This is a genomic window from Limibacillus sp., assembly GCA_037379885.1.
Lineage (GTDB): Bacteria > Pseudomonadota > Alphaproteobacteria > Kiloniellales > CECT-8803 > JARRJC01.
Genome location: JARRJC010000028.1, coordinates 1 through 24,911, shown reverse-complemented (window position 1 = coordinate 24,911; position 24,911 = coordinate 1). Strand labels below are relative to the sequence as shown.

The following is a 24,911-nucleotide window of genomic DNA, read 5'->3' as shown; positions in this document are numbered from 1 at the left end:
GACAGGATGCGCGCCGGGCCCGTTTAGAAAATGAATCAAACGTCCAAGACCTATGACTTCGTGATCGTCGGTGCCGGTTCGGCGGGCTGCGTCTTGGCGAACAGGCTTACGGCCTGCGGGCGCTACTCGGTGCTGCTGCTGGAGGCGGGCGGCCACGACAGGCGCTTTGCCATCTGGATGCCGATCGGCTACGGCATGGCATTCTACGATAAGCGCATCAACTGGATGTACAGGTCGGAGCCGGACGCGGGCACGGACAACCGCGTCAGCTACTGGCCGCGCGGCAAGGTGATCGGCGGCTCCTCCTCGATCAACGCCATGGTCTACATCCGTGGCCATTCCAGCGACTTCGACGACTGGGAAGCCCTGGGCAATCCCGGCTGGGGCTGGCGCGACGTTCTGCCTTACTTCAGGAAGAGCGAGACGTGCGATCAAGGCGAAACGGAGTGGCGGGGCGGGGACGGTCCGCTCTACGTCTCGACCATGGCGCGCGACCTGCATCCGACCTGCGCGAACTTCATCCGCGCCGGGGAGGAATGCGGACTGATGAGCACCGCGGACTTCAACGGCGCCAGCAACGAGGGCATCGGCCTCTACCAGAACACCGCCAAGGGGGGCTTTCGCATGTCTTCAGCGCGGGCCTATCTGCAGCCCGCGCGCAAGCGCGCGAACCTTGCCGTCCTGACCAACGCCCATGCGACCCGCATCCTCTTCGAGGGTAAGCGCGCCAGCGGCGTCGAGTTCCGGCGCAACGGACGGCTGGAACAAGCCTTCGCGGGGCGGGAGGTCATCGTTTCCGGGGGCGCGGTGAACTCGCCGCAACTCCTGATGCTGTCCGGCGTCGGCCCGCCGGAGCTTTTGAAGGACAAGGGCATAGAGGTCTTGTTGCCCCAGGCGAACGTCGGCCGGAACCTCCAGGATCACCTCTGCATCGACTATATCTACAAAGCCAGGGTGCGGACCCTGAACGACCAGTTGAGGCCGCTTCATGGCAAGCTGTGGCACGGCTTGAACTACCTGCTGCGCCGCCGGGGGCCGCTGTCGCTCGGCGTCAATCAGGCCGGTGGCTTCATCCGGACCAACCCGGAGGCGAAGCGGCCCAACATGCAGCTCTACTTCTCGCCGGTCAGCTACACCAAGGCGCCGCCCGGCAAGCGGCCGCTCATGAGTCCCGACCCCTTTTCCGGGATCATCATGGGCACGCAACCGACCCGGCCCACCAGCCGCGGCCATCTGGAGATACGCTCAGCCGACCCCTTCGAGGCGCCGGCGATCCACCCCAACTACCTCTCGACCAACCACGACGTCGCCGAGCAACTGGAGGGCGCGCGCTTCCTGCGCCGTCTCGCCGCCGCGCCGGCGCTTGCCGAGATCATCGAGCAGGAGATCCGGCCCGGTCCGGCGGTGCAGAGCGATGAGGAGATGATCGCGGACATCCGGGCGCGCGCTGGAACGGTCTTTCATCCTGTCAGCACCTGCCGCATGGGAGCGGACGAGCGGCAGAGCGTGGTGAGCCCCAGGCTCCGGGTCCATGGATTGGCGGGGCTTCGTGTCGTCGATGCCTCGGTCTTCCCGACCGTGACCTCTGGAAACACCAACGCGCCCACGATCATGGTCGCCGAGAAGGCCGCCGACATGATCCTGGCCGACACGGCTGGCACTGCCGAGACTGCCGATGCAGCGGAGCTTTCGCGATGACCCGGCAGGGCGACTTTTTCAGCCCTGACTTCAAGCCCCACCCCTATTGGTGGGAGGCCAGCCCCAGGGAGGCGGAGAGCGACGCCGCGCTGCCCGACAGCACCGACCTGCTGGTGATCGGCGCAGGTTACACCGGCCTGCACGCGGCCATCGAGACGGCGCGCCGGGGCTTGAAGACGGTCGTGGTGGACGCCGAGGCCGCCGGCTGGGGGTGCAGTTCGCGCAACGGCGGCCATGTCTCGACCAGCATCAAACCCTCCTACGCCGCCTTGAAGAAACGCTATGGGGAGGAACTGGCCGTCGCCATCCTGAAGGAAGGGCAGGCCTCCCTCGATCACGTCGGCGGCTTCGTCCGGCAGGAAGGGATCGACTGCGACTTCACCGTCGCCGGGCGCTTTCACGGCGCGCACAACCGGGTCCAATACGAGAAGCTGGAGCGGGCCTGCGCGGCTGGCAATCCGGTCTTCGACACCGGGGCCTGGATGGTGCCCCGCGACCGGCAGAGCGCGGAGATCGGGACGGATCTCTACCACGGGGGCATCGTCTATCCCCGCTATGCCAGCCTCGATCCGGGCAAGTATCATTCCGGGCTGCTGCGTCTCGCCCGCCAGGCGGGCGCCGCGCTGGTCGATCATTGCCGCGTCACCGGCCTCGAACGGGTCAAGCAAGGCTTTGCGGTTCAGACCGCAAAGGGCGGCATCCGTGCCGGGAAGGTGATCCTCGCGACCAACGGCTATACTGGCCCGCTGACCCCCTGGCAGCGGCAGCGCGTCATCCCCATCGGGTCCTACATCATCGCGACTGAGGAGATTCCAAAGGAAACGATGGACCGTTTGTTTCCAGCGGACCGCATCTTCACCGACACGCGAAAGCTGGTTTACTACTACCGCCCCTCGCCCGACCGCCGCCGGATCCTCTTTGGGGGGCGCGTGTCCCTGATGGAGACCGACCCGAAAAAGAGCGGGCCGAAGCTGCTGGCCGAGTTGCGCCGTTTGTTCCCCGAGCTTGGGACGACGCGCATCAGCCACTCCTGGACCGGCACGGTCGCCTATACCTTCGATTCGCTCACGCACTGCGGAGAGCAGGATGGTCTCCACTACGCCATGGGCTACTGCGGATCTGGTGTCGGCATGGCCGGATACCTGGGGGCGAAGATGGGAAGGGCCGCCGCCGGGGTTGAGGAGGCGCCCAGCCCCTTCAGCCGGATTCCCTTTCCGACACGGCCGCTCTACAGCGGCTCACCCTGGTTTCTGGCCCCCTCCGTGGCGTACTACCGCTTTCGAGACAGGCTGCCCCTTTAAGGGCGGGACGAGGCCCCTCCCTGCAGGGTGCCTGTTTCCATCTGCCGTTGCAGCTTTACTCAGCCGTTCGCGCCGCTAGCTTTATTCAGAGTTCCCTGACCCGCTAAGGACGGCACCGCCCATGGATAAGCGCCCGATCAAGCGCTTCGCGACTTTCTTCACCGCCCTTTTCCTGCTGCCGCTGGCGGCGCAGGGCGAGGGCATCCGCCAGGAACCAGTCGTTCTGGCCGAAAGCCCGGCCCAGACCCTGATCGAAGGCGAGATCACGGGCGACGAGATCGTCGACTATCTGGTGGGGATCGAAGGCGGCAAGACCCTCTCGGTCGACCTTCAGACCTCCAACGCCGCAGCCTATTTCAATATCCAGCCGGCTGGTGCGGCGGAAGCGCTCTTCATCGGGGCGAGCCAAGGGACGGTGGCCGATCTCTACCTGTCCGATCCCGGCGACTACGTCATCCGGGTCTATCTGGTGCGGAGCGCCGCGCGCCGGAACGAAACGGCCCGCTATTCCCTCGCCATCGGTCTCAGTGGCCCGGACTACGCCGACGGCCTGGCGGGCGGACCGGACTACTGGCAGGTCGCGGGCGTCGGGGGCGGCGATGCGCTGAACCTGCGCGAAGGCCCCTCGACCCGCTACCGCGTCTCCGGGAAACTGCGCAACGGCGATATCTTGCGCAACGACGGCTGCCGCCTTTCGGGCGAAGACCGCTGGTGCCGCATTCGCGCCAGCGGATCGGGCGTGCAGGGTTGGGTCGCCGGTCGCTTCCTGATCGAATCGGCGGCGCCCGCGGCGCCAAGCGTCCCGCCGGGCGGCCCGGTCGGGAACGGCACTCCTTTCGATGCGACGGGCTCGCTCCCTTGCGCGACCGCAGCCGGGCAGCCGAGCAGGCCCTGCCTCTTCGGCGTGATCCGCGAAGGCCCCGGCAACGCCGGGGTCTGGATCGCCATCGGCGACGGGCAGGAGCGCTACATCCTGTTCGAGGCGGGAGAGCCGGTCACCGCGAACATCGACAAAGCCTTGAGCTTCGAGAAGGACGCGGACCTCTACCTCATCCGCGTCGGCGGCGAACGCTACGAAATTCCAGAGGCCGTGGTATACGGCGGGTGAGGGCGAAAGCCCGGCTCGCCCCCAAGCCGTCAGTCCTTTTGCCCGCCTTGCCGCTCGGCGGCGTCCAGTTCGCGCAGCGCGACGCGGCGGATCTTCCCGCTGATGGTGAGCGGCATCTCGTCGATGAAGCGGATCTGGCGCGGGTATTCATGCGCCGATAGGCGCTGGCGCACGAAGGCCTGGATCTCGTCGCGCAGGGCCTCGCTCTCCTTGTGCCCTTCGGCCAGCACGAGGTAGGCCTTCACCACCTCGCCCCGGATTTCGTCCTTGGAGCCGATCACCCCGGCCAGCGCCACGGCGGGGTGGCGCAGCAGGCAGGCCTCGACCTCGGTCGGGCCGATCCGGTAGCTGGAGCTGTTGATGACGTCGTCGTCGCGCGACTTGAACCAGAAGTATCCCTCCTCGTCGCGTGAACCCAGGTCGCCCAGAAGGCACCAGTCGCGGGCGAACTTGCGCGCGGTCTCCTCCTCCCGGTTCCAGTAGCCGAGGAACATGACCGGATCGGGTTTCTTGACGGCGATCACGCCCTCTTCGCCCGGGCCAAGCTCCTCGCCCTCGGGGGAGACCACGGCGACCCGGTGGCCGGGAATCGGGCGGCCCATGGAGCCGGGCTTGGTCGGCATCACGGCGGCGTTGTTGCCGACCACGAGGTTCACCTCCGTCTGGCCATAGAACTCGTTGATGGTGACGCCGAAGGTCTCGCGGCCCCAGTCGATGATGTCCGCGCCCAGCACCTCCCCGCCGCTGGCGACGCTGCGCAGGGCATAGCCGAAGCGTTGCGGGTTCTCGACCTGACGCAGCATCCTGAGCGCGGTTCCCGGCATGAAGGTGTTGCGCACCCGGTGGCGCGCCATCAGCTCGAACACCGCTTCCGGCTCGAACTTGGCGAAGCGCTTGGCCAGCACCGGCTTGCCATGGAAGAGGCAGGGCAGCAGCACGTCGAGCAGCCCGCCGATCCAGGCCCAGTCAGCCGGGGTCCAGAAAAGATCGCCCTCCTGCGGGAAGAATTCATGCGGGAACTCGACGCCCGGCAGGTGGCCCAGCAGCACGCGGTGTCCGTGCAGCGCGCCCTTGGGATTGCCGGTGGTGCCGGAGGTGTAGATGATCACCGCCGGATCGTCCGCTGCGCTCTGATATGTCCGAAAGCTGTCGGAGGCCTTGGCGAGCGCGCTGCGCCAGTCGACCGTGCCCGGCGCCTCGGCGTCGGTGACGATGATCCGCTCCAGCGACCCCAGCGATTCGCGGATGTCCGAAAGGCGCTGGAGGTTCTCCGCATTGGTGATCAGGATGCGCGCCCCGCTGTCGTTCAGGCGGTGCTCCAGCGCCTCGGGCCCGAAGAGGCTGAAGAGCGGCAAGGCGATGGCCCCGGTCTTGTAGACGCCGACATGGGAGATCGCGCACTCCGGTCCTTGGGGCAGGTGGATCGCCACGCGGTCGCCCGGCTGCGCGCCCAGGCGAACCAGCAGGTTCGCGAGCCGGTTGGCCTCGCCGCGCAGCTCGCCGAAGCTCAGGGTCCGAACCGCGCCCTCTGCGGATTCGGAGATGATGGCGGGCGCGTCGGGCGTCGCCTCGGCGTGGCGGTCGCAGACCGCCTGGGCGATGTTGAAGCGCTCCGGCAGGCGCCATTGGAAGCGCGCGTAGCAGTCTTCATAGGTGCTGCTTTCAGGAAGCAATCCACTCATTTTCTTGTTGGCCTCCCTCAGTCTCTTCGACGGGCCCGGCCCGCTCTCTGGTTCTTATCAGCATGCCGTAGAGCGCTTCCAACATCGAGAGCTTGCTTGCCGCCCTCCCTGGGACCGGCCTAGGCTGCCTTCCGGCCCGCCTGCCGTGATGGAGGAGACTTGCAGCATGGCGACACCGAAGGAACAAGGTTACCGCATGCCGGCGGAGTGGGAGCCCCACCTGCGCTGCTGGATGATGTGGCCGCGCCGGGCCGAGGTCTGGCCGGACATGGAGGCGACCTATCGCGATTACGCCGCCGTGGCGCAGGCCATCCGGCGCTTCGAGCCGCTGGTGATGGCGGTGCACCCGGAGGATGAGGCGCTGGCGCGGGGCCTACTGGGGGAGGATATCGACCTCTTTCCCGTGCCGATCGACGATTCCTGGTCGCGGGACGCCGGTCCCTGTTTCCTGGTCCATCCGGACGGCGGCCGCCTGGGCGTGGATTTCCAGTTCAACGCCTGGGGCGGGAAGTACAGCCCCTACGATCATGACAACGCCTTTGCCGCCGCGGTGATCGCGAAAGCCGGGGTGCCGCGCTCAGCCTCCCGCCTGACGGCGGAGGGCGGCGGGATCAGCACGGACGGGCAAGGCACGATCCTGACCACGCTCAGCTGCTTTCCGAACCGGAACCGGAACCCTGACTGGACCCTGCAGGAGATCGAGCGCGAGTTGATGGACCAGCTTGGCGCCGACAAGGTGGTCTGGCTGCCGGGCGACGAGGAGGAGGTCGAGACCGACGGCCATGTCGACGGCATCGCGGTCTTCGCGGCGCCGGGTCTGGTGCTGGCGACCACGGCCAGCCAGCCGGGCGATCCCTGGGCCGTGGCCAAGCAGGAAAACCTCGACGCGCTGGCCGCGGCCAGCGACGCGCGGGGCCGTGAGCTCAGGATTCTGGAGATGCCGGACGCGCTCTCGGCTAACCACAGGGGGGAGCGCTTCTGCGCCAGCTATGTGAACTTCTACATCGCCAACGGCGGGATCGTGATGCCGGAGTACGGCGTCCCGGAAGACGCCTGGGCGCGCGAGGTGCTGGAGGAGGCCTTCCCCGACCGGGAGATCGTGGCGGTGGGCATCCTGGACGTGGCCGTGGGCGGCGGCGGCATCCACTGCATCACGCAGCAGGAACCGATGCCGACCAGCGCACCAGCGGCCTATTAGCCAACCCCTTACAAGCAGCCGGGCCCCTACTGGGCGATCATGTAGTACTTGCGCAGCGTCTCGGTGATTTCCCAGACGCACTTGGTCCCCTTGGCGATGAAGAAGTGGTCGCCCTTCGTGAAGGTCTCGCTGCTGCCGTCCTCGCGCGTCAGCGTGACCGACCCGGAGATGACCGACATGAGCTCGTCGACCGGATAGGCGTCTATCTCTTCCCGGCAGGGCGCGCACTCCCAGACCCCGACCAGGATCCGTTCGTCGCTGCTGGTATGGTACTCGCTGATGATCTCGGTCTTGTCGCTGGTCGTGAAGGCCTCCGGCGGGGTCAGCTCCGATTTCGACCAGCCAACATCCGGGTTGCCGTCCGGCAAGAGTCGCATCACACCTTTAGCCATTGTCTTCCTGCTCCTGTTCGTCCTGTTGGGTGGGGTGGATAGCAGAGCAAACGCGCCGCGCGCTGTCCATCCGGCTTTCAGGGTTTCGGCTTTCAGGGCTTCGGCAGGTCGAACAGCACCTCGTTGCGCCTGAGGGGGCCGGGCGTCCAGGGGTCGTTGTAGTAGGCGTAGGTGGGCGACCCTTCGGGCGAGAGGCCCTTTGCCGCCAGCCAGTCGCGCAGCTTTGCTTCCTGCTCGGCGATCAGGGCGTCGCTCGCCACCCCGGAAAAGTGCACGGCGGCGCGGCGCTGGGCGGGCAGTCCGGTCAGCCGGACATCCTGGCCCGCCGGCGCGGGCAGGTCCTCAAGCCCATAGCCAGAGGGCATGATGAAGCGCACGGTCCAGGTCTTCTCCCCGCCCTCTGCCGAGACATCTTGCGTGACCGGGGCGGTCATGGCGATCTTCTCGCCCTCTCTTTCCTTGGCGAAGATGTAGGAGGCGAGCGGCCTGAAGCCCGCGCGCAGCGCGTCGTACCTCTCGCCCTGCCGGGTCACCTCGGCCACGACCAGCGCCGGGTAGTCGCGAATCTCGAAGCTGCCCTGCTGCTCGACGAGGCTGTAGGCGGGTTTCTCCACGTTGCTCATCACGAAGAAGTAGAGCCCGACCGCGGCCACGGCCAGAAGCAGCGCTATCCCGATCAGGATGCCGGTCACCTTCAGGCCCTTTCGCCAGCCCTTGCGGCGGCTCAATCGAGGGCCTCGGCGATGGCCTTGCCGCAGGTGACGGTGTCGGCCTTGCCGCCCAGGTCGCCGGTGCGCAGCGCCTCTTCAGCCAGGATCTTCTCGCAGGCCTTCACCATGGCGGCGCCCGCCTCGGCGTGGCCCAGGTGGTCGAGCATCATGGCGCCCGCCCAGATCTGCCCCACGGGATTGGCGATGCCTTTCCCGGCGATGTCGGGCGCGGAGCCGTGCACCGGCTCGAACAGGGAGGGGAAGTCGCCCTCCGGATTGATGTTGCCCGAGGGCGCGATGCCGATGGTGCCGGTGCAGGCGGGCCCCAGGTCGGAGAGGATGTCGCCGAAGAGGTTGGAGGCCACCACCACGTCGAAGCGCTGCGGGTTCATGACGAACTGCGCGGTCAGGATGTCGATGTGATACTTGTCCCAGGTGACGTCGGGGTAGTTCTCCGCCATGGCCTCCACCCGCTCGTCCCAATAGGGCATGGTGATGGAGATGCCGTTGGACTTGGTGGCCGAGGTCAGGTGGCGGCGCGGCCGCGTCTTCGCCAGATCGAAGGCGTAGCGCAGGATGCGGTCGACCCCGATGCGGGTCATCACGGTCTCCTGCACCACCACCTCGCGCTCGGTGCCGGGGAACATCTTGCCGCCGATGGAGGAGTACTCGCCCTCTGTGTTCTCGCGCACCACGAAGAAGTCGATGTCGCCCGGCTCGCGGCCTGCCAGCGGGCAGGGAACGCCGGGCATGAGACGCACGGGCCGCAGGTTCACGTACTGGTCGAACTCCCGCCGGAACTGGATCAGCGAACCCCAGAGCGAGATGTGATCGGGCACGACTTCGGGCCAGCCGACCGCGCCGAAGTAGATCGCGTCGTGGCCGCCGATCTTTTCCTTCCAGTCGTCGGGCATCATCTGCCCGTGCTTCTGGTAGTAGTCGGCCGAGGCGAAGTCGAACTCATCGAAGCTGAGACCGATGTCGTACTTCTTCGCGGCGGCCTCCAGGGCGCGCAGGCCCTCGGGCATCACCTCCTTGCCGATGCCGTCGCCCGCGATCACCGCGATCCTGAAATCGTTGCTGGTCATGCCGCCTCTCCGCTGTCCTGGCTGTTCCGAATCCGCTCCGCGGCAAGCCTAGGCGCTCGCGCCGCTCCCCGGCAAGCGGGCTGCCGGAGAATCAGCGGTGAGGCAGCGAATACCCTTTTCATCCCTCATGCGTTTCGCTGTATTCTCCCGGCCTGTTTTCAGGAGTCTCCGAGTCGATGACCTATTGTGTCGGCATTCTATTGGACCGGGGCCTGGTGTTCGCGGCGGACACCCGGACCAACGCCGGGTTCGACAACATCAGCGCCTTCAAGAAGCTGCACGTCTGGGAAAAGCCGGAGGAGCGCGTGATCGTCCTGCTGACCGCCGGGAACCTCGCCGTCACCCAGGCGGTGGTCAGCCTCTTGACCGAAGAGGCCTCGGCCAAGCCCAAGGCGGGCGAGGCGACGCTCTACAGCGCGACCACCATGTTCCAGGCGGCGCGCGCGGTCGGACGGGCCATTCACAAGGTGAAGGAAACAGACGGCGAGGCGCTGGCCAAGAACGGCGAGTCCTTCTCGGTCTCCTTCATCCTGGGCGGTCAGATCGGCAAGGAGCGCCCGCGTCTCTTTCAAGTCTACTCGGCGGGGAACTTCATCGAGGCCGGGCCGGATACGCCCTTCTTCCAGATCGGCGAGCACAAGTACGGCAAGCCGATCCTGGACCGGGTCGCCAAGCCCGACATGCGCTTGGGGGAGGCGGCGAAAATGGTGCTGCTGTCTTTCGATTCGACCCTGCGCTCCAATCTTTCCGTGGGCATGCCCATCGACCTGCTGCTCTACAACAGCGACACCTTGAAGGTGGACCGCATGCGCCGGGTCGAACAGGACGACCCCTACTTCAAGAAACTGTCGGACGACTGGTCCAAGGCGCTGCGCAACGCCTTCAGCACGATCGACGAGTTCGATATCTGAGAAGAACGAGAGAGAGAGAGAGAAGAAGCGCCGGCTGCCTCGCCTTCCGGTTCGGCCGCCGGCGCTCCTCCCCGCCCTCGATCAGGCCTTGGTGCGCCCTAAGGCCCGGCAGGCTTACATGCCGGGCTTCACCGGAACGGCGTAGGGGGTGCCGTCGCCCTTCATGGCCGGGAGATCGACGTCGGTCATGCCTTCGCCGAACTCGTAGACCCCCTTCTGGCCACTGTCTTCATGCAGCATCGCGATGTAGGTGGCATCCATCATGGGAGCTTCGGAAAGCTTGACCATCACATCGCCGGTCGTGCCCGCGCCGATGTAGGCGCTGCCAAGGCTGCCGGGGACCACCGGCTTGCCGTCCTTGACGGCGTGGATCACCAGAAAGCCCGGCTTGTCGATCTTCACCATGGGAAAGACCAGGGCGCCGTCCATGGCTTTCACGCCCTCTGTCTCGATCTTCAGGTGATCGGCCGCGGCGGGGGAAGCCAGGACCGCCAGGGCCAGCGCGGCGGAGGCCAGCGCCGGGGCGGAGGTGAGGGGCTTCTTCATCAAAGTCTCAAACATGTTCTGCGTCACTCCATGACAGTTGAGGGTCCTTCCTTGACCGGCGCGACGGCAAGAGACCTTGCCCGCCGATCAGAAGACGTTACGGGCCGGCCACCAGCACGGATGCAGCAGAGTCGAAATTTTCTCCCAGGAAGTAAAAAGAGGTCCAGGGGTAGTAGAAGGATGGAGAATTCTCAGAATTCCGCTATCTTTCCTTTTGGGAGCCCCTTTTACGGGGGAATGGGAGGCAGCATGGCGGCGCCGCAGGGCGAACTGGAATCCTTGATCTCGGCCTGCGCGGCCACGGACGCCCTGGCGTTCGAGCGCCTCTATGCCCTCACCTCTTCGCAACTTTTCGGCGCGGCGCTGCGTATCCTTGGTGACAGACAACTGGCCGAGGACGTGACCCAGGATGCCTACATCCAGATTTGGCAGAACGCGCCGACCTTCGCTGCGCGCAAAGGTTCGGCCAAGGCCTGGATGCTGTCGATCCTGCGTTACCGGGCGATCGATCAACGCCGCAGGTTGCTCAGGACGGAGCTTTCGTCCGACCCGCTGGACGAGCGCGCGCCCGATCCGAAGGCGCCCGACCCCGAGGCGTCGGCGGCCATGAACGAGGAAGCCGGTGCGCTGCACGCCTGTCTTGAGGAACTGAGCGACGATCAGGCGCGGGCGATCCGCATGGCCTATCATGGCGGCCTGACGCAAGAGGAGGTGTCGAGCGCAATGACCGCGCCGCTCGGCACGGTGAAGTCCTGGATCCGGCGCGGTTTGGCGGCCCTTAAGGAGTGCCTCTCCCGATGAGCGACACGCCGGAAGACGATTGGGACGAGCTCGCCGCCCTCTACGCCCTCGGGACTCTCGAGGGCGAGGACCGGCAGCGTTTCGAGGCGCTCCTCCAGGAGAGCGGCGAAGCGCGCGCCCTGCTGGCCGCCTGGGAAGACCGCCTTTTGACCACGCTGGGGGAACCCGAAGAGGTGCCCGCGCCCCCGACTCTCTGGGCGCGGATCCAGCCGCAAGTCCGGGAGCATGACCTGCCGTTGGCCGAAGAGCCGCTGAGCGCGGTGGACGCCGCTCTCCAGGCGCTCACTACGCAGCTCACGGCGAGGGTCCGGCGCTGGCGTTTGGCGACCGCCGCCATGGCGACCGCGACCGCCGCCTTGGTGATCTACATCGTGCTGGGTCTGCCGGGGATGGAGCGCGAGCGGGAAATCGTCTACGTCGCTGTCCTGCAAGGCGAGCAGGCGCAGCCGAGCCTTCTGATCGACGCGTCGCTCAACCGGGCCATGGTGCGGCCCCTGACGCCGATCACGGTGCCGAGGGACCGCTCGCTGGAGCTTTGGGCCATCACCAGCGAGACCGGCGCCCCGCGCTCGCTCGGTCTGCTCGACGGGCGCGGAAGTGCCGAGATTCCCTTGCCGCCGAACCTGCAGGGCCGGACCGGCCTGACCCTGGCGGTCAGCATGGAGCCCAAGGGCGGGTCCAAGACCGGCTTGCCGAGCGGCCCGGTTCTGATGACCGGCAAACTGGAGCGTATCGGCGAGCGCTGATGGCGGCCAATGCGGCGGCGACTGTGGCGGCGAATGCGGCGCCCTAGCCCCTGTTGGGCATCCGGCAGCCGAGCGCGCGGCGGTCGTTTTCGTCGGAGCTCATGGGCAGCAGCCAGAAATACCCGTTCTCAACCCGGATCTCCGCTGAGGAGAAGCTGCCGCCCTCGGCTTCGATCAGGACCTCCTGCGCCTGGAAGCGGTCCGGCGACTGGGGGTCGTTCGCCACGAAGTCGGCCGGTTCCGCAACGAAGCGGACGCGGCCTTCCTGGGTCACGAGATCGTAGTTCATCCAGCAGATCTGGAAGCCGGGATCGGCCTCGAAGCGATAGCGTCCGCGGCAGGTTTCGCCCGCGCCTGCGCTACAGGACAGAAGATCGAACAGCGGTTTGCGGTGGCGCGTGCGCGGCCCCGGCTCCAGCCCGTATTCGGGAATGGTGAGCGCCTCCGGCCCGGCCAGCACCGCCGTGGGCTCACCGACTGGCGGCTGGCTTGCGGTCTGCGCTCCTCCTGAGCCCCCTTCCGAACCACCTCCCGCGCAGGCGGAAAGGCTCAGAAGCGCGGCGGCGGCCAGACGGACTCCTCCTGTCTTCAGCATGCTTGTCTCGAAGCTCCCTCTCCCAGGTTTCGCATCGCCAGCGTCCATCCTAGGCGGGGTGGCCCGCCAAGGCCAAAGGGGTTTTCTTGCGACAGCGCGAAAGATCAGATCAGGGTCTTGCCGATCATCGAGAGGCCGATCACGGCCAGGACCAGTTGAACCGCCCGCATGAAGAGCGTTTCATCAAGGTGGCCCCGCAGCCGCTTTCCGATCTCCAGACCCAGATAGACCGGCGCGAAGCCCGCCAGCGAGGCGAGCAGCACCGGCGGCGTGAGGAAGGAGTAGGCGGCAAGACTTGCGTAGAGCGTCGATCCGCCGATGAGATAAAGCAGCGCTATCGAGGGGATGAAGGTCTCCTTGGGCAGGCGCAGGGTCATGAGGAACATGACCAGCAGCGGCCCGTAGAAGGAGGAGAGCCCGCCCACCAGTCCGGCGGCGAGCCCGACCACCACGCCCACGGGGCGTTCGCGCCCCGGCGGCACCTCGATCCTGAGCGGCAGCAGTTGCAGGGCGACGAAGCTCAGCAGCAGGCCGCCCAGCACCAGATTGAGGCGCGCCTCGTCCAGCGCCACCAGCATCTGCGCGCCCGCCAGGATGCCCACGATGAGGCAGAGGATCAGAATCCAGAAGCGCTCCAACGCGGGCTTCGGCCCGACGCCTTGGCGGGTCTGGAGCAGGTTGCTGCCCAGGATCGGCAGCGCCAGCACCGAGACGGCGACCGGCACCGGAAAGACCAGCGCGATCACCGGCACGGCGATCAGCGGCAGGCCGATTCCCACGACACCCTTCACCAGTCCGCCGGCGAAGAGTCCGAAGGCTGCGAGCGCGAGGGCCGACAAGGGGGGGAGCGATTCGAGCATGATGAGCTATCTAGCTCATTCTCCCCGGCTGCGTCGCTCAAAAACTTTCCGGTTCGCGCCTATTCCGCGGCCTTGTTGCGCGCCGCTGGTTTCGTCTCGAATTCGGCGGGCAGGGTGATCTCGATCAGCTCCAGGTCGTCGGAGTGCTCCAGCTCCTGATGGACGATGCCGGGCGGCTGGTGGACGCAGTCGCCGGGCTCCAGCAGGACCTCGCCCTCTCCCTCGTACCAGAAGCGGACCCAGCCCTTCAGGATGTAGACCATCTGGAAGTCGAGGGCGTGGCGGTGGGTCTCCCCCTCCGCGTGCTTGCCGGGGATGGCGCGGATCACATGGGCCCCGGCCTTGCCGCCGGTCGCCTGCTTGATGCCGAGATCGCGGTACTCGAAGAAACTGCGCAGGCCGCCGCCCTCGAAACGGCTGTCCTTGGCGCGGCTGACGGAGAGCTTCATGGCCGGCTTCCTTTTGGGCTCAGGGTTGCTCAGCCCCACTTGTCGGTCCAGGCCCGCAAAGGGCTGAAGGGCCTGACCACGTAGGACTGCGAGAGATGGAAGGCCGCCTTCCATTCCTTCAAGGCCTGACGGGCCTCTTCGAGGGTGAGGCGGCGGGTCGCGATCTCGTGAGGGTGCAGAATCTCCCAGGGTTCCAGCACATGCGGCTGTTCCGCGCGCTCCAGATCGACCGCGCGCCAGCCGCCGCCACCGGCGGCTTCCAGCCGCACGATCCGGGCCTCGCCGTGGTCGTCGTGGAGAAGGGCGTAGCTCCGGTCTTCCATGGCCGGGATCCTTCCGCGTCTGCTGGGATAGACGAAGAATCATATCAAGCCGTCGCGGCTGCCGCCACTTGCCAGAGCGGCATGCCGGGGTCTCTACTGGCGGCTCAGGAAGAACATGACTGGCGGGAGAGATTGCAGGATGCGCATCGCGGTTCTGGACGACTATCAGGGTGTGGCGCTCGACCTGGCGGACTGGAGCCGCCTTGAGGAAAAGGCGGAGATCGAGGTGTTCCGCGACACCATCACCGATGAAGAGGCTCTCGTGGAGCGGCTGGAACCCTTCGAGGTCATCTGCGCCATGCGCGAACGCACGCCGCTTCCCGCCGCGCTGCTGGAGCGTCTGCCCAACCTGAAACTGATCGTCTCGACCGGACACCGTAACGCCTCCATCGACGTGGCGGCGGCGAAGGGGCGCGGCGTCACCGTCTGCGGCACCGATTCCTCGGCCTTCGCCACTTCCGAGCTGGCGCTGACGCTTCTGCTGGCCCTCTCCCGCCGGCTGTTGCCCCAGGCGCTTTCCGTGCGCGAGGGCGGCTGGCAGGTGGGTCTCGGCCGGGACCTGAAGGACGCCGAACTCGGCATCATCGGCCTCGGCCGTCTCGGCGGGCGCATGGCCGAACTGGTCAAGCCGCTGGGCATGAAGGTCTCCGCCTGGAGCCAGAACCTGACGCAAGAGCGCTGCGACGAGCTGGGGGTCACCAAGCGCGAGAGCCTCTCCGCGCTTCTCGAAGAGGCGGATTTCGTGACCATCCACACGCGTCCCTCGGCGCGCACCGAGGGCCTTATGAACGCCGAGGCCTTCGCTCGCATGAAGCCTGACGCGGCCCTGATAAACACCTCGCGCGCCTCCATCGTGGAGCGGCAGGCCCTGTTCGCCTGGCTGGACGCCAACCCGGCGGCGACGGCAGCGCTCGACGTCTTCGAGGAGGAGCCCCTGCCCGAGGACGACCCGATCCGGCGGCACCCTCAACTGCTGCTGACGCCCCACGTGGGCTATGTCAGCCGGGAGAACTACACCACCTTCTACCGCCAGACGGTCGAGAACATCGAAGCCTGGCTGGCGGGCCAGCCGCTGCGCGAGATGAAGGGCTGAGGCCCTAGGCCTGTTCGAAGCCCTGAAGCACGTTGACCGTGTTGATCCCTACCTGTTCCACGGCGTAGCCGCCCTCCATGCAGAACAGCGTCGGCAGGCCCATCTTGCCGATGCGCTCGCCATAGGTGAGGTAGTCGTCGCTATCCAGCTTGAAGAAGGAGATCGGGTCCTCCTTGAAGGTATCGACGCCGAGCGAGACCACCAGCGCGTCCGGCCCGTAGTCGGCGATCTTCCGGCAGGCGTCCTCCAGGCACTCGCTCCAGCGCTCGAAGCCGGTCTTCTCCGGCAGAGGGTAGTTGATGTTGAAGCCCTCGCCCTTGCCCGCGCCCGTCTCGTCGGCGTAGCCGAGGAAATAGGGAAAGGCGTTCTCCGGCTCGCCATGGAGGGAGACGAAGAGCACGTCGTCGCGCTGATAGAAGATGTCCTGCGTGCCGTTGCCGTGGTGGAAGTCCACATCCAGCACCGCGACCCGCTCCGCGCCCTCGTCGCGCCAGGCCTGGGCGGCGATGGCGGCGTTGTTCAAGAAGCAGTAGCCGCCGAACAGGTCCGAGGCGGCGTGGTGTCCGGGCGGGCGGCAGAGCGCGAAGGCGCCGCGCGCGCCCTCGCTGATCTTCTTGCGCGCCGTCAGCGCCACGTCGGCGGCGGCCAGCGCGGCTTCCCAGGTTCCCTCCGAGATCGAAGTCTCGGTCGCGAGCGCGTAGTAGCCGATCTTTCCGTCCACGTGGTTGGGCACCCGCTGGGCCATGCGGCGGGCCGGCCAGTTGGGGGCGATGGCCTCGCCCTTGAAGCCCTCGGCCTGCCACTCGCTCCAGCAGGTCGCGAGGAAATCGAGGAAGCCCTTGTCGTGGATGCGCTCAATCGGGGCCATGCCGAAGGACTCAGGTTCGATCACCTCGCCGAGCCCCACCTCCGAGATGCGCTTCATGATGATCTCGACCCGCTCCGGGCACTCGAAGGGCGGCACCAGCGTCCCGCCGTAAAGCTCGGTCTTGGAGTTGCGCAGGCGGTGCTTTTCGGTCTGCACGGTCAGCATGGCGCTCTCTCATCCTTTCCTTGTCCGGGTGTTCAGGCAGCGAGCATGGCGCGGCGCCGCGCCGCTGTACAGACCGCTGTAGAGAGGGAGGCTTTGTGACCCCTGGCAGAGCGGCGGCGCTTGCGCTACCGTGTTTTACTCAGCAATCATATTGCGGCGCAAAAACAGCGGGGAGCAAAAATCCGGTGCCCATGTCAGAAAGCTCTATCGCCATTGAAGCCAGCGGGGTCACAAAGGTTTTCGGTGGCGGTCAGGATGCCGTCAGGGCATTGGACGACGTATCGGTCAACATCCGCGAAAACGAGTTCTTCACCCTGCTGGGCCCCTCGGGCTGTGGCAAGACCACGCTCCTGCGCCTGATCGCCGGGTTCGACCAACCGACCTCCGGCAGCATTCTCCTGCATGGTCAGGACATCTCCCGCCTGCCGCCTTACGAGCGCTCGGTCAACACGGTGTTCCAGTCCTACGCGCTCTTTCCGCACATGACGGTGGCGCAGAACATCGGGTTCGGCCTGGAGATGCAGGGCAAGCCAGCCGATGAGATCAAGCAGACGGTCTCGGCGATGCTGAAACTGGTGCGCATGGAGCAGCTGCGCGACCGCCGCACCGACCAGATTTCCGGCGGACAGCAGCAGCGCGTGGCCCTTGCCCGCGCTCTGGCGCCCCGGCCCAAGGTCCTGCTGCTGGACGAGCCGCTGTCGGCGCTGGACTACAAGCTGCGCAAGGACATGCAGATCGAGCTGAAGCGCCTGCAGCACGAAACCGGCATCACCTTCATCTTCGTCACGCATGACCAGGAAGAAGCGCTCACCATGTCCGACCGGGTCGCGGTGATGAGCCAGGGCAAGATCCTGCAGATCGGCTCGCCGCGTCAGATCTACGACCACCCGGCCGAGCGCTTCGTGGCGGACTTCATCGGCGACACCAACTTCCTGACCGCCGAGGTCGTCTCGGTCGAGGGACGGCGCGCGCGCCTTAAACTCTCCTCCGGGCGGGAGGTCGCCGCCGACCTGCCCGAAGGGCTGACGCCAAGCGGCAAGGTGACCGCCGTCATCCGTCCCGAGCACGCAACGCTGGCTTCGACGCCGGACGGGGACGACGCGCAGCTGGGCGGCACCCTCAAGACCATCGTCTACATGGGTACCGACACCCACTATCACGTGCACCTGCCCGACGGCGACGGGTTCGTGGTGCGCAGCCAGAACCTGCGCGACAGTGCGGAGCCCTTCCAGACCGATCAGCCGGTCGGCGTGGTCTTCAAGGCCGACGCCGTTCAGGTCTTGAAGGACTGATCATGGCGGAGCAGGCAGCACCCCTTTCCGCCCCCGAGAGCGAGGGCATGGTCGAAGAGGCCGAGCGCCGCAAGGTACGGCGCAACTGGCTCTTGTGCGCCCCGGCCCTCGCGGTTCTGATCTTCGCCGCCTCCGGCCCGCTCTTCGTGGTTCTGATCTATTCCTTCCTGGAGCCCGGCGAGTACAGCGGCGTGGTCTGGAACCTCTCCGGCGAAGCCTGGTTCAAGGTCTTTTTCCAGCGCGACATCTTCGATGGCACGGTCTCCATGGCCGATGCCCACTTGAGCATTCTCTGGCGCTCTGTCTGGCTGTCGTTCCTGACCACGGTCGCCACCGTGCTGTTCGGGTTCCCGACCGCCTATTTCATCGCGACGCGCCCGCCGAAGTCGCGCAACGTTTGGCTTTTCCTGATCACCATCCCTTTCTGGACCAACCTCCTGATCCGCACCTTCGCGATCATGGAGGTGATCCGCAATCAGGGCTTCATCAACACCGGGCTCACCTGGCTGGGCGTGATCGATGAGCCGATCCAGATGCTCTACACAGACTTCGCCATCATGGTCGGCATGACCTATGTCTACCTGCCGCTGATGGTGCTGCCGCTCTACGCCTCGATGGAACGGCTGGATTTCCGGCTGGTGGAGGCGGCCTACGACCTCTATGCGACCCGCATCCAGGTCTTGAAGCGGGTCATCATCCCACTGGTCAAGCCGGGCCTGATCGCCGGGTCGATCCTGGTCTTCGTCCCGGCGCTGGGCGCCTTCGTGACGCCGCGCGTCCTGGGCGGCGGCAAGAAGATGATGCTGGGCAACCTGATCGAATTGCAGTTCGGCGCCGGGCGTAACTGGCCCCTGGGCGCCGCGCTTTCCATCACGCTTCTGGCCATCGTGATGACCGCGCTGCTGTTCTACATCCGCACGGTCCAGAAAAGCCCGGAGGCGCGCTGATGGCCGATATCGCTGAGAAACAAACGGTTGCAGCGGTGAAGGCGCCGCGCCCGCGCGGGCGGCCCTTCGACCTGAAGACCCTGCCGGGCTTCACCACGGTCGCCATCATCTGCTTCCTGCTGCTCTACGCGCCGATCATCACGCTGGTGGTCTATTCCTTCAACGCAGGCAAGTACATCGCGATCTGGGAGGGTTTTTCCCTTCAGTGGTATGTCTCCGCCTGGCAGAACGAGGCGGTGCAGGACGCCACCGTCCGCTCGCTCGTGCTGGCGGTCCAGGCCTCCTTCTTCTCCACGGTGGTGGCGACCATGGCGGCGCTGGGCACCACGCGCACCAAGGCCTTCAAGGGGCAGACCGCGATCTATGTCCTGATCAACCAGCCCCTGATGGTGCCGGAGATCGTGACCGCGACGGCGCTCTTGATCCTGTTCGCGATGATCAAGGTGCTGACCGGAATCCAGGGGCTCTTCTATCTGGTGATCGCGCACACCGCCTTTTGCATCCCCTTCGCCTACTTGCCGATCCGCGCGCGCCTGGAGTCGATGGACGGCATGCTGGAGTTGGCGGCGGCGGACCTCTACGCGACGCCCTGGAAGACTTTTACGCGAGTGACCTTGCCGCTGCTCTGGCCTGGAATCCTGGCCGGGGCCATGCTGGCCTTCGTCATCTCGCTCGACGATGTGGTGATCACCGAGTTCGTGAAATCCGCCGGGCAGGAAACCCTGCCGACCTACATGCTGGGTCAGATACGGCGGATCATCACGCCGGAGATCAATGCGATCTCCACGGCCCTCTTGGCCATTTCGGTGGTGGTCGTGTCTCTCTTCTTTGTGATCACCCGACGCCGCGCTTAAGATGAAGCGCACTTTAATGAAGAAAGCAGGAGGCTTTTGGTTATGCGAACAAAATTGATGGCGGGTGTCTTTACCGCCGCGCTGCTGGCGACGGCCGGTACGGCCCAGGCCGCGGGCAAGCTCAATCTCTACAACTGGGGCAACTACACCAGCCCCGAGCTGATTGAGAAGTTCGAACAGACCTATGACGTCGAAGTCACCATCACGGACTACGATTCCAACTCGACCGCGCTCGCCAAGGTTCAGGCTGGCGGCCACGGCTTCGATCTCGTGGTGCCCTCGGCCAACTACGTGAAGATCTTCATCGAGGAGGGCCTCGCGCTGGAGACCCGCCCCGACCAGATGGAGAACTTCAAGCATGTGGCCCCTCAGTGGGCCGATCCCTCTTGGGATCCGGGCCGTCACTACTCCGTTCCCTGGCAGTGGGGCAGCGTCGGCATGGTGGTCGACACGGAGGTCTATAGCGGCGACATCAACACCTCCGCGATCGTCTTCGATCCGCCGGAAGAACTGGCCGGTAAGATCAACATGGCTCCCGAGATGGGCGACATCATCGGCCTCGCGCTGATGTACGTCGGCTCCGAGCCCTGCACGAACGACAAGGAAGCCCTGAAGAAGGCCCGCGACGTGCTGGTCGCGGCGAAGCCCAAGTGGCTCTCCATGGACTACGGCCTGGTCGAGAAGATGCCGCGTGGCGACTTCGCCGCCTCGGCCTACTGGAACGGTGCGGCCTTCCGCGCGCGTCTCGCCAAGTCCTCGATCCAGTTCGGCTATCCCAAGGAGGGCTTCCCCCTCTGGATGGACAGCGTGCTGGTGCTGGCGGACGCCGAGAATGTCGAGAACGCCAAGCTCTTCCAGAACTTCGTCATGGCGCCTGAGAACGCCGCGCTGATCTCCGAGTTCGCCCGCTATGCCAACGGCATCGAGGGCTCCGAGGAGTTCATGCCGGAGGACATGAAGACCGCGCCTGAGATCATCATTCCCGATGAGTTCAAGGACGTCGGCGTCTTCCTGCCCGCCTGCCCGCAGGAGGTCAACGACATCTACACCGCGATCTGGACCGACCTGACCAAGTAATCCGCTTGGCTGGAAGGACCCGAAAGACCGGGGCGGAGGAGGCCAAGATCGGGCCGCCTTCGCCCCTTCTCTTGAACAGCGAACCCCACCGGACATAGCCTGCCCCATGACCGATAGCCTGTCTCTCTCCCTCTGGGCCGTGAACATGGCCGAGGTGCCCTCAGACCGTCACGCCTGGCTCCAGCGGGTCGAGGCCGCGCTTTTGGAAGCGAAGGCCGCGGGCTCTTCCCTGCTCGTCATGCCGGAGTACGTCAGCGAGATCTGGCTGCCCTACTGCGAGCCGGAAGCCAACGTGAACGTCGAGGTGGCCACCATGGCCAAGGAGGGCGCCGCGCAACTGCCGCTGCTTCAAGAGCTGGTCGACAAGACCGGCATCGCGCTGCTCGCCGGAACCTGGCCGGCGGCGGTGGAGGAGGGATACCTGAACCGCGCCCACTTCCTGGTGCCGGGGCGGAAAGACCCCATCATCCACGACAAACTGGCGCTGCTGCGCTCGGAGAAGGACCCGGAGGGCTGGTTCCTGGGCGTCGGCCATGAGGTCCGGCCTTTCACCTGGAACGGCCTGACCTGCGCCATGCTGATATGCCTCGATGTGGAATTGCCCGCCGTGTCCGCGCGTCTGGCGCGCGAAGTGCCGGATCTGGACCTGCTGCTGGTGCCTTCCTACACCAGCTTTCTCTCCGGCTATTCGCGGGTCTTCGGCTGCGCCAAGGCGCGGGCGGTGGAGCTCTTCACCTGCGTGGCGGCGGTCGGGTGCGTCGGCACCACGCCGCTGGATCCGCCGCGCGACAACACCTCGGGCGCGGCCGTCTTCCTGCCCTGCGAGCCGGAGTTGGGCTTCGACGGCCGGTTCGCCGACACCGGCGTCTTCAAGGAGACCGAAGGGGCCGGACCGCTGCTCCATGTGCGCGATATCCCGATCAAGGAGATACGCCGTCTGCGCCGCGAGGGCGCGGAAGTCTGGCCCGGCGCCTGGAGCGATGAGCAACTCACTGTCACCCCGAAGCAGAGCTGAGGCCCATGACCCGCGACTCCCGCTACGACGTGCTTTTCGAGCCGGTGCAGATTGGCCCGGTCACCGCCCGCAACCGCTTCTATCAGGTGCCGCATTGCAACGGGATGGGCTACCGCGACCCCACGGCGGTCGCGGGCATCCGCCGGGTCAAGGCCGAGGGCGGCTGGGCCGTGGTCTGCACCGAGCAGGTGGAGATCCACCACACCGGCGACATCGGCCCCTACATCGAGCTCAGGCTCTGGGACGAAAAGGACATGCCCCACCTGAGCCGCATGGCGGACAGCATCCACGAGGGCGGCGCCTTGGCGGGCATCGAACTGGCCCACAACGGCATGAACGCGCCCAACCAGTACAGCCGCGAGGTCCCGTTGGGGCCGGCCGACCTGCCGGTCGCCACCTTTCACTACGACCCGGTGCAGGCCAGGCGCATGGATCTGGAGGACATCCGCAACCTGCGCCGCTGGCACAAGAAGGCGGCGCTGCGCGCGCGCGACTGCGGCTTCGACCTGATCTACGTCTACGCCGCCCACCAACTCGGCTTCCTGCACCACTTCCTGTCGCCCAGCTACAACGACCGTACGGATGAGTACGGAGGCAGCCTTGAGAACCGCGTGCGCTTCATGAAGGAACTGCTGATCGACACGAAGGAGGCGGTGGGCGACCGCTGCGCCGTGCCCTGCCGCCTTTCGGTGGACGAGCTGATCGGCCCCAAGGGTCTCGAGAAGAACGAGATGGAGGACATGATCGGCCTGATCGCCGACATCCCCGACCTCTGGGATGTGACGCTGGCGGGTTGGGAGAACGACTCCATGACCTCGCGTTTCGCCGAGGAAGGGCACGAGGAGCCCTTCATCTCCGGCATCAAGGCGCTGACCAACAAGCCGGTGGTGGGCGTCGGGCGCTACACTTCAGCGGACCGCATGGTCTCGCTGATCAACAAGGGCGTCCTGGACCTGATCGGCGCGGCGCGGCCCTCCATCGCCGATCCCTTCCTGCCCAAGAAGATCGAGGAGGGGCGCTTCGAGGACATCCGCGAATGCATCGGCTGCAACATCTGCGTTTCCGGCGATCTGACCATGGCGCCGATCCGCTGCACCCAGAACCCGACCATGGGCGAGGAGTGGCGGCGCGGCTGGCATCCCGAGCGCATCCGCGAGAAGGAGAGCGAGAAGCCGGTGCTGGTCGTAGGCGCGGGGCCCGCCGGGCTGGAGTGCGCCCACGCACTCGGCAAGCGCGGCTATGAGGTGACCCTCGCCGAGGCGGGACAGGAACTGGGTGGCCGGGTCGCGCGGGAAGCGCAGTTGCCGGGCCTCTCCGCCTGGATCCGCGTGCGCGACTACCGCGCCCAGCAGTTCCTCAACCTGCCCAAGGTGCAGCTCTATCTGGAAAGCGAGCTGGATGCGGCCGCGGTCCTGGAACTGGGCCTGCCGCGCGTGGTCATCGCGACCGGCGCCCACTGGCGCCGCGACGCGGTCGCGCACCATCACCTGCGGCCTCTCGAATTCGGTGAGGGGTTGGAGATCCTGACGCCCGACGACCTGATGGCCGGTAAGCGGCCCAAGGGCAAGCGGGTCATGGTCTGGGACGACGATCACTTCTACATGGCCTCCGTCCTGACCGAGCTCCTGGCGGGCGAAGGCTACGAGGTGCGCTTTGCGACCCCGGCGCCGGAGGTCGCGACCTGGACCCGCAACACCATGGAGCAGCACTTGATCCAGGGCCGCCTCATCGAAAAGGACGTGCCGCTGCATCTCTTCCGGGCGCTTGAAGCCGGCTCCGCCGGTGGCGTCACGCTCTCCTGCGTCTTCAGCGGCAGGGAGGAAGAGGTCGAGACCGACGCCCTGGTGCTGGTGACCGCGCGCCTGCCGGACGACAGCCTGCTGCGGGACTTGCACGCGCGAAAGGCCGACTGGGCGAAAGCCGGGATCGAGAGCGTGACGGCGATCGGCGATGCGCTGGCGCCTGCCACCATCGCCCACGCCGTCTATGCCGGGCGGCGCTATGCCGAGGAGCTGGACGGTCCGGAGCTGCCCGAGTTCGAGCCGCCCTTCAAGCGGGAGGTGACGGCGCTGGCCGAGCTGTAGAGCGCGGGCGGGGCCGAGGGCTCAGCAGGCGATTTCGTATTTCGCCAGGCCGGTCTCGTTCCACTCGATGCCATTGCCGGGCCGGTCGGGGATCACCACCGCGCCCTCCTTGACCTCGAAGGGCTCGGCCAGGATCGGGTGGACCCAATCCGTCCACTCCAGCCACTGGGCGCCGGGCGTGACCCGCATCAGGTGCGCGCTGACTTCCGTGAAGAGATGGCTTGAGACCGGCAGGCCCTGCGGCTCGGCGAGGGCGGCGGCGCGCAGCCAGCCCGTGACGCCGCCGATGCGCATCAGATCGGGCATGACCGCGTCGCAGGCGCGCTTGGCGATGGCCTGCTGCTGATCGTAGGGGCCGTGGAAGTTCTCTCCGATGATGACCGGCGTCTTCAGCATGGCCGCAAGCGCCGCGCAGTTGTCCAGGTCATGGTAGGCGATCGGCTCTTCGAACCAGCCGAGCCCGGCGTCGTCGAGGCTGTTGAGGCGCTCCTTGGCCGCCGGGAAGCTCAGGCCCTGATTGAAGTCGGAGAGCAGCGTGATTGGCCGCCCGGCCCCTCTTCGGATCGCGGCGATGGCCTCCAGGTCCTCAATCAGGCTGTCGCGCCCGAGGCGAACCTTCATGGCGGAGAACCCGCCCTGTTCCACGAGCTCTGCCGCCTGCGCTTCCAGGCCCTCATTCGTTCCCAGCCAGAGGCCGGTCGAGTTATAGGCCGGGACCGGCCCAATGCTGCCGCCCAGGTGCTCGGCGAGCGGCTTGCCCGCGGACTTGGCCTGGGCGTCCCAGAAGGCGATGTCGAGCGCCGCCAGGGCGTAGAGCGCGATCCCGGATTTCCCCAGGAGCGATATCGCCTTCATGCCCTCATCGTAGAAGGCGGCTGGGGCGATTTCTCGCTCCAGGAAGCGCGCGCCCAGCGTGCGGATGGTCGAGGCGACGGCCGGGGCGTAGTCGATCAGATAAGGTGCGATGTAGCCGCGACCGGTCACGCCCGCGTCGGTTTCCACATCGACGCAGATGAAGGCCCACTTGGGAAAGCTGCCGACCTTGGCGATCACCGGGCGGTTGAGGGGCACGTCGGCGGCGCGCACGGTCAGCTTCGTGAAACGGGGG

General features: G+C 66.4%; 25 protein-coding genes. 14 read left to right on the top strand and 11 right to left on the bottom strand.

The features are described from left to right. Positions 1-30: 30 nt before the first annotated feature. The 3 genes from P8X75_09960 (at position 31) to P8X75_09950 (ending at position 4,107) form a co-directional block, all read left to right on the top strand. Entirely contained in the window at positions 31-1,698 is a 1,668-nt protein-coding gene (locus P8X75_09960) for a GMC family oxidoreductase N-terminal domain-containing protein (protein ID MEJ1995519.1), read from the top strand. Next, a complete protein-coding gene (locus P8X75_09955) occupies positions 1,695-2,999 on the top strand; it encodes an FAD-binding oxidoreductase (protein MEJ1995518.1) in 1,305 nt (434 codons plus the stop codon). The genes P8X75_09960 and P8X75_09955 overlap by 4 nt, the downstream gene beginning before the upstream one ends. A gap of 121 nt (positions 3,000-3,120) precedes the next feature. Beyond that, entirely contained in the window at positions 3,121-4,107 is a 987-nt protein-coding gene (locus P8X75_09950; GenBank protein MEJ1995517.1) for an SH3 domain-containing protein, read from the top strand. Positions 4,108-4,136: 29 nt separating this feature from the next. On the opposite strand, the gene P8X75_09945 is transcribed toward P8X75_09950, so the two are convergent. Further along, on the bottom strand, positions 4,137-5,789 hold the full coding sequence (locus P8X75_09945) for an AMP-binding protein (GenBank protein MEJ1995516.1): 1,653 nt from the start codon (positions 5,787-5,789) through the stop codon (positions 4,137-4,139). Between the two features lie 166 nt (positions 5,790-5,955). On the opposite strand from P8X75_09945, the gene P8X75_09940 reads away from it, so the two are divergent. Next, positions 5,956-6,987 (top strand): agmatine deiminase family protein, encoded by a 1,032-nt coding sequence (locus P8X75_09940; protein ID MEJ1995515.1) that lies wholly within the window; start codon positions 5,956-5,958, stop codon positions 6,985-6,987. A gap of 26 nt (positions 6,988-7,013) precedes the next feature. On the opposite strand, the gene P8X75_09935 is transcribed toward P8X75_09940, so the two are convergent. The 3 genes from P8X75_09935 to P8X75_09925 all read right to left on the bottom strand — a co-directional run bounded on the left by P8X75_09935 (position 7,014) and on the right by P8X75_09925 (position 9,177). Next, on the bottom strand, positions 7,014-7,364 hold the full coding sequence (locus tag P8X75_09935) for a cupin domain-containing protein (protein ID MEJ1995514.1): 351 nt from the start codon (positions 7,362-7,364) through the stop codon (positions 7,014-7,016). Positions 7,365-7,471: 107 nt separating this feature from the next. Beyond that, positions 7,472-8,107, bottom strand: coding sequence for a heme-binding protein (locus P8X75_09930; protein ID MEJ1995513.1), 636 nt, complete (start codon positions 8,105-8,107; stop codon positions 7,472-7,474). Beyond that, positions 8,104-9,177, bottom strand: coding sequence for a tartrate dehydrogenase (locus tag P8X75_09925; protein ID MEJ1995512.1), 1,074 nt, complete (start codon positions 9,175-9,177; stop codon positions 8,104-8,106). The genes P8X75_09930 and P8X75_09925 overlap by 4 nt, the downstream gene beginning before the upstream one ends. 176 nt (positions 9,178-9,353) lie before the next feature. On the opposite strand from P8X75_09925, the gene P8X75_09920 reads away from it, so the two are divergent. Then, on the top strand, positions 9,354-10,088 hold the full coding sequence (locus tag P8X75_09920; protein MEJ1995511.1) for a proteasome-type protease: 735 nt from the start codon (positions 9,354-9,356) through the stop codon (positions 10,086-10,088). Between the two features lie 114 nt (positions 10,089-10,202). On the opposite strand, the gene P8X75_09915 is transcribed toward P8X75_09920, so the two are convergent. Beyond that, a complete protein-coding gene (locus tag P8X75_09915; GenBank protein ID MEJ1995510.1) occupies positions 10,203-10,649 on the bottom strand; it encodes a hypothetical protein in 447 nt (148 codons plus the stop codon). Positions 10,650-10,883: 234 nt separating this feature from the next. Between P8X75_09915 and P8X75_09910 the strand changes: the two genes are divergently transcribed. Together P8X75_09910 and P8X75_09905 are read left to right on the top strand one after the other, a co-directional pair. Next, the gene (locus P8X75_09910; protein MEJ1995509.1) at positions 10,884-11,435 is read left to right on the top strand and encodes a sigma-70 family RNA polymerase sigma factor; all 552 of its coding nucleotides are present in this window, start codon (positions 10,884-10,886) and stop codon (positions 11,433-11,435) included. Further along, complete coding sequence (locus tag P8X75_09905; GenBank protein ID MEJ1995508.1) at positions 11,432-12,181, top strand: anti-sigma factor; 750 nt, start codon at positions 11,432-11,434, stop codon at positions 12,179-12,181. The genes P8X75_09910 and P8X75_09905 overlap by 4 nt, the downstream gene beginning before the upstream one ends. Before the next feature lie 43 nt (positions 12,182-12,224). Here the strand turns inward: P8X75_09905 and P8X75_09900 are convergent, their stop codons facing one another. From P8X75_09900 to P8X75_09885, 4 genes are all read right to left on the bottom strand, one after another. Continuing rightward, entirely contained in the window at positions 12,225-12,776 is a 552-nt protein-coding gene (locus P8X75_09900) for a hypothetical protein (GenBank protein MEJ1995507.1), read from the bottom strand. Between the two features lie 104 nt (positions 12,777-12,880). Continuing rightward, entirely contained in the window at positions 12,881-13,636 is a 756-nt protein-coding gene (locus P8X75_09895; GenBank protein MEJ1995506.1) for a sulfite exporter TauE/SafE family protein, read from the bottom strand. A gap of 59 nt (positions 13,637-13,695) precedes the next feature. Continuing rightward, positions 13,696-14,085, bottom strand: a complete 390-nt coding sequence (locus P8X75_09890) for a cupin domain-containing protein (protein ID MEJ1995505.1) — start codon at positions 14,083-14,085, stop codon at positions 13,696-13,698. A gap of 29 nt (positions 14,086-14,114) precedes the next feature. Continuing rightward, positions 14,115-14,408: a hypothetical protein gene (locus P8X75_09885; protein ID MEJ1995504.1), complete on the bottom strand. Its 294-nt coding sequence runs from the start codon at positions 14,406-14,408 to the stop codon at positions 14,115-14,117. Positions 14,409-14,547: 139 nt separating this feature from the next. On the opposite strand from P8X75_09885, the gene P8X75_09880 reads away from it, so the two are divergent. Next, entirely contained in the window at positions 14,548-15,501 is a 954-nt protein-coding gene (locus P8X75_09880) for a D-2-hydroxyacid dehydrogenase family protein (GenBank protein ID MEJ1995503.1), read from the top strand. A 4-nt stretch (positions 15,502-15,505) separates the two neighbouring features. Here P8X75_09880 and P8X75_09875 read toward each other — a convergent pair whose 3' ends face one another. Further along, a complete protein-coding gene (locus P8X75_09875; protein MEJ1995502.1) occupies positions 15,506-16,534 on the bottom strand; it encodes a histone deacetylase family protein in 1,029 nt (342 codons plus the stop codon). A 191-nt stretch (positions 16,535-16,725) separates the two neighbouring features. Here P8X75_09875 and P8X75_09870 point away from each other — a divergent pair, with 191 nt between their 5' ends. The 6 genes from P8X75_09870 to P8X75_09845 all read left to right on the top strand — a co-directional run bounded on the left by P8X75_09870 (position 16,726) and on the right by P8X75_09845 (position 23,803). After that, positions 16,726-17,826: an ABC transporter ATP-binding protein gene (locus P8X75_09870; protein MEJ1995501.1), complete on the top strand. Its 1,101-nt coding sequence runs from the start codon at positions 16,726-16,728 to the stop codon at positions 17,824-17,826. Between the two features lie 2 nt (positions 17,827-17,828). After that, entirely contained in the window at positions 17,829-18,773 is a 945-nt protein-coding gene (locus tag P8X75_09865) for an ABC transporter permease (protein ID MEJ1995500.1), read from the top strand. Next, entirely contained in the window at positions 18,773-19,627 is an 855-nt protein-coding gene (locus P8X75_09860; protein MEJ1995499.1) for an ABC transporter permease, read from the top strand. The genes P8X75_09865 and P8X75_09860 overlap by 1 nt, the downstream gene beginning before the upstream one ends. Before the next feature lie 42 nt (positions 19,628-19,669). Next, positions 19,670-20,704: an extracellular solute-binding protein gene (locus P8X75_09855; protein MEJ1995498.1), complete on the top strand. Its 1,035-nt coding sequence runs from the start codon at positions 19,670-19,672 to the stop codon at positions 20,702-20,704. A gap of 106 nt (positions 20,705-20,810) precedes the next feature. Further along, positions 20,811-21,719, top strand: a complete 909-nt coding sequence (locus tag P8X75_09850; GenBank protein MEJ1995497.1) for a nitrilase-related carbon-nitrogen hydrolase — start codon at positions 20,811-20,813, stop codon at positions 21,717-21,719. A gap of 5 nt (positions 21,720-21,724) precedes the next feature. After that, positions 21,725-23,803 (top strand): FAD-dependent oxidoreductase, encoded by a 2,079-nt coding sequence (locus tag P8X75_09845; protein ID MEJ1995496.1) that lies wholly within the window; start codon positions 21,725-21,727, stop codon positions 23,801-23,803. Positions 23,804-23,824: 21 nt separating this feature from the next. Here P8X75_09845 and P8X75_09840 read toward each other — a convergent pair. Beyond that, the coding region (locus tag P8X75_09840) for an enolase C-terminal domain-like protein (GenBank protein ID MEJ1995495.1) at positions 23,825-24,911 on the bottom strand (1,087 nt) is incomplete at its 5' end.

Excerpts from the sequence above, each read along its gene's own strand:
- P8X75_09955 (MEJ1995518.1), top strand. The coding sequence starts at position 1,695 with ATGACCCGGCAGGGCGACTTTTTCAGCCCTGACTTCAAGCCCCACCCC.
- P8X75_09915 (MEJ1995510.1), bottom strand. The coding sequence starts at position 10,649 with ATGTTTGAGACTTTGATGAAGAAGCCCCTCACCTCCGCCCCGGCGCTG.
- P8X75_09845 (MEJ1995496.1), top strand. The coding sequence starts at position 21,725 with ATGACCCGCGACTCCCGCTACGACGTGCTTTTCGAGCCGGTGCAGATT.
- P8X75_09920 (MEJ1995511.1), top strand. The coding sequence starts at position 9,354 with ATGACCTATTGTGTCGGCATTCTATTGGACCGGGGCCTGGTGTTCGCG.
- P8X75_09925 (MEJ1995512.1), bottom strand. The coding sequence starts at position 9,177 with ATGACCAGCAACGATTTCAGGATCGCGGTGATCGCGGGCGACGGCATC.
- P8X75_09880 (MEJ1995503.1), top strand. The coding sequence starts at position 14,548 with ATGCGCATCGCGGTTCTGGACGACTATCAGGGTGTGGCGCTCGACCTG.
- P8X75_09950 (MEJ1995517.1), top strand. The coding sequence starts at position 3,121 with ATGGATAAGCGCCCGATCAAGCGCTTCGCGACTTTCTTCACCGCCCTT.
- P8X75_09875 (MEJ1995502.1), bottom strand. The coding sequence starts at position 16,534 with ATGCTGACCGTGCAGACCGAAAAGCACCGCCTGCGCAACTCCAAGACC.
- P8X75_09895 (MEJ1995506.1), bottom strand. The coding sequence starts at position 13,636 with ATGCTCGAATCGCTCCCCCCCTTGTCGGCCCTCGCGCTCGCAGCCTTC.
- P8X75_09855 (MEJ1995498.1), top strand. The coding sequence starts at position 19,670 with ATGCGAACAAAATTGATGGCGGGTGTCTTTACCGCCGCGCTGCTGGCG.
- P8X75_09865 (MEJ1995500.1), top strand. The coding sequence starts at position 17,829 with ATGGCGGAGCAGGCAGCACCCCTTTCCGCCCCCGAGAGCGAGGGCATG.
- P8X75_09935 (MEJ1995514.1), bottom strand. The coding sequence starts at position 7,364 with ATGCGACTCTTGCCGGACGGCAACCCGGATGTTGGCTGGTCGAAATCG.
- P8X75_09940 (MEJ1995515.1), top strand. The coding sequence starts at position 5,956 with ATGGCGACACCGAAGGAACAAGGTTACCGCATGCCGGCGGAGTGGGAG.
- P8X75_09960 (MEJ1995519.1), top strand. The coding sequence starts at position 31 with ATGAATCAAACGTCCAAGACCTATGACTTCGTGATCGTCGGTGCCGGT.
- P8X75_09850 (MEJ1995497.1), top strand. The coding sequence starts at position 20,811 with ATGACCGATAGCCTGTCTCTCTCCCTCTGGGCCGTGAACATGGCCGAG.
- P8X75_09885 (MEJ1995504.1), bottom strand. The coding sequence starts at position 14,408 with ATGGAAGACCGGAGCTACGCCCTTCTCCACGACGACCACGGCGAGGCC.
- P8X75_09905 (MEJ1995508.1), top strand. The coding sequence starts at position 11,432 with ATGAGCGACACGCCGGAAGACGATTGGGACGAGCTCGCCGCCCTCTAC.
- P8X75_09860 (MEJ1995499.1), top strand. The coding sequence starts at position 18,773 with ATGGCCGATATCGCTGAGAAACAAACGGTTGCAGCGGTGAAGGCGCCG.
- P8X75_09890 (MEJ1995505.1), bottom strand. The coding sequence starts at position 14,085 with ATGAAGCTCTCCGTCAGCCGCGCCAAGGACAGCCGTTTCGAGGGCGGC.
- P8X75_09945 (MEJ1995516.1), bottom strand. The coding sequence starts at position 5,789 with ATGAGTGGATTGCTTCCTGAAAGCAGCACCTATGAAGACTGCTACGCG.
- P8X75_09900 (MEJ1995507.1), bottom strand. The coding sequence starts at position 12,776 with ATGCTGAAGACAGGAGGAGTCCGTCTGGCCGCCGCCGCGCTTCTGAGC.
- P8X75_09870 (MEJ1995501.1), top strand. The coding sequence starts at position 16,726 with ATGTCAGAAAGCTCTATCGCCATTGAAGCCAGCGGGGTCACAAAGGTT.
- P8X75_09910 (MEJ1995509.1), top strand. The coding sequence starts at position 10,884 with ATGGCGGCGCCGCAGGGCGAACTGGAATCCTTGATCTCGGCCTGCGCG.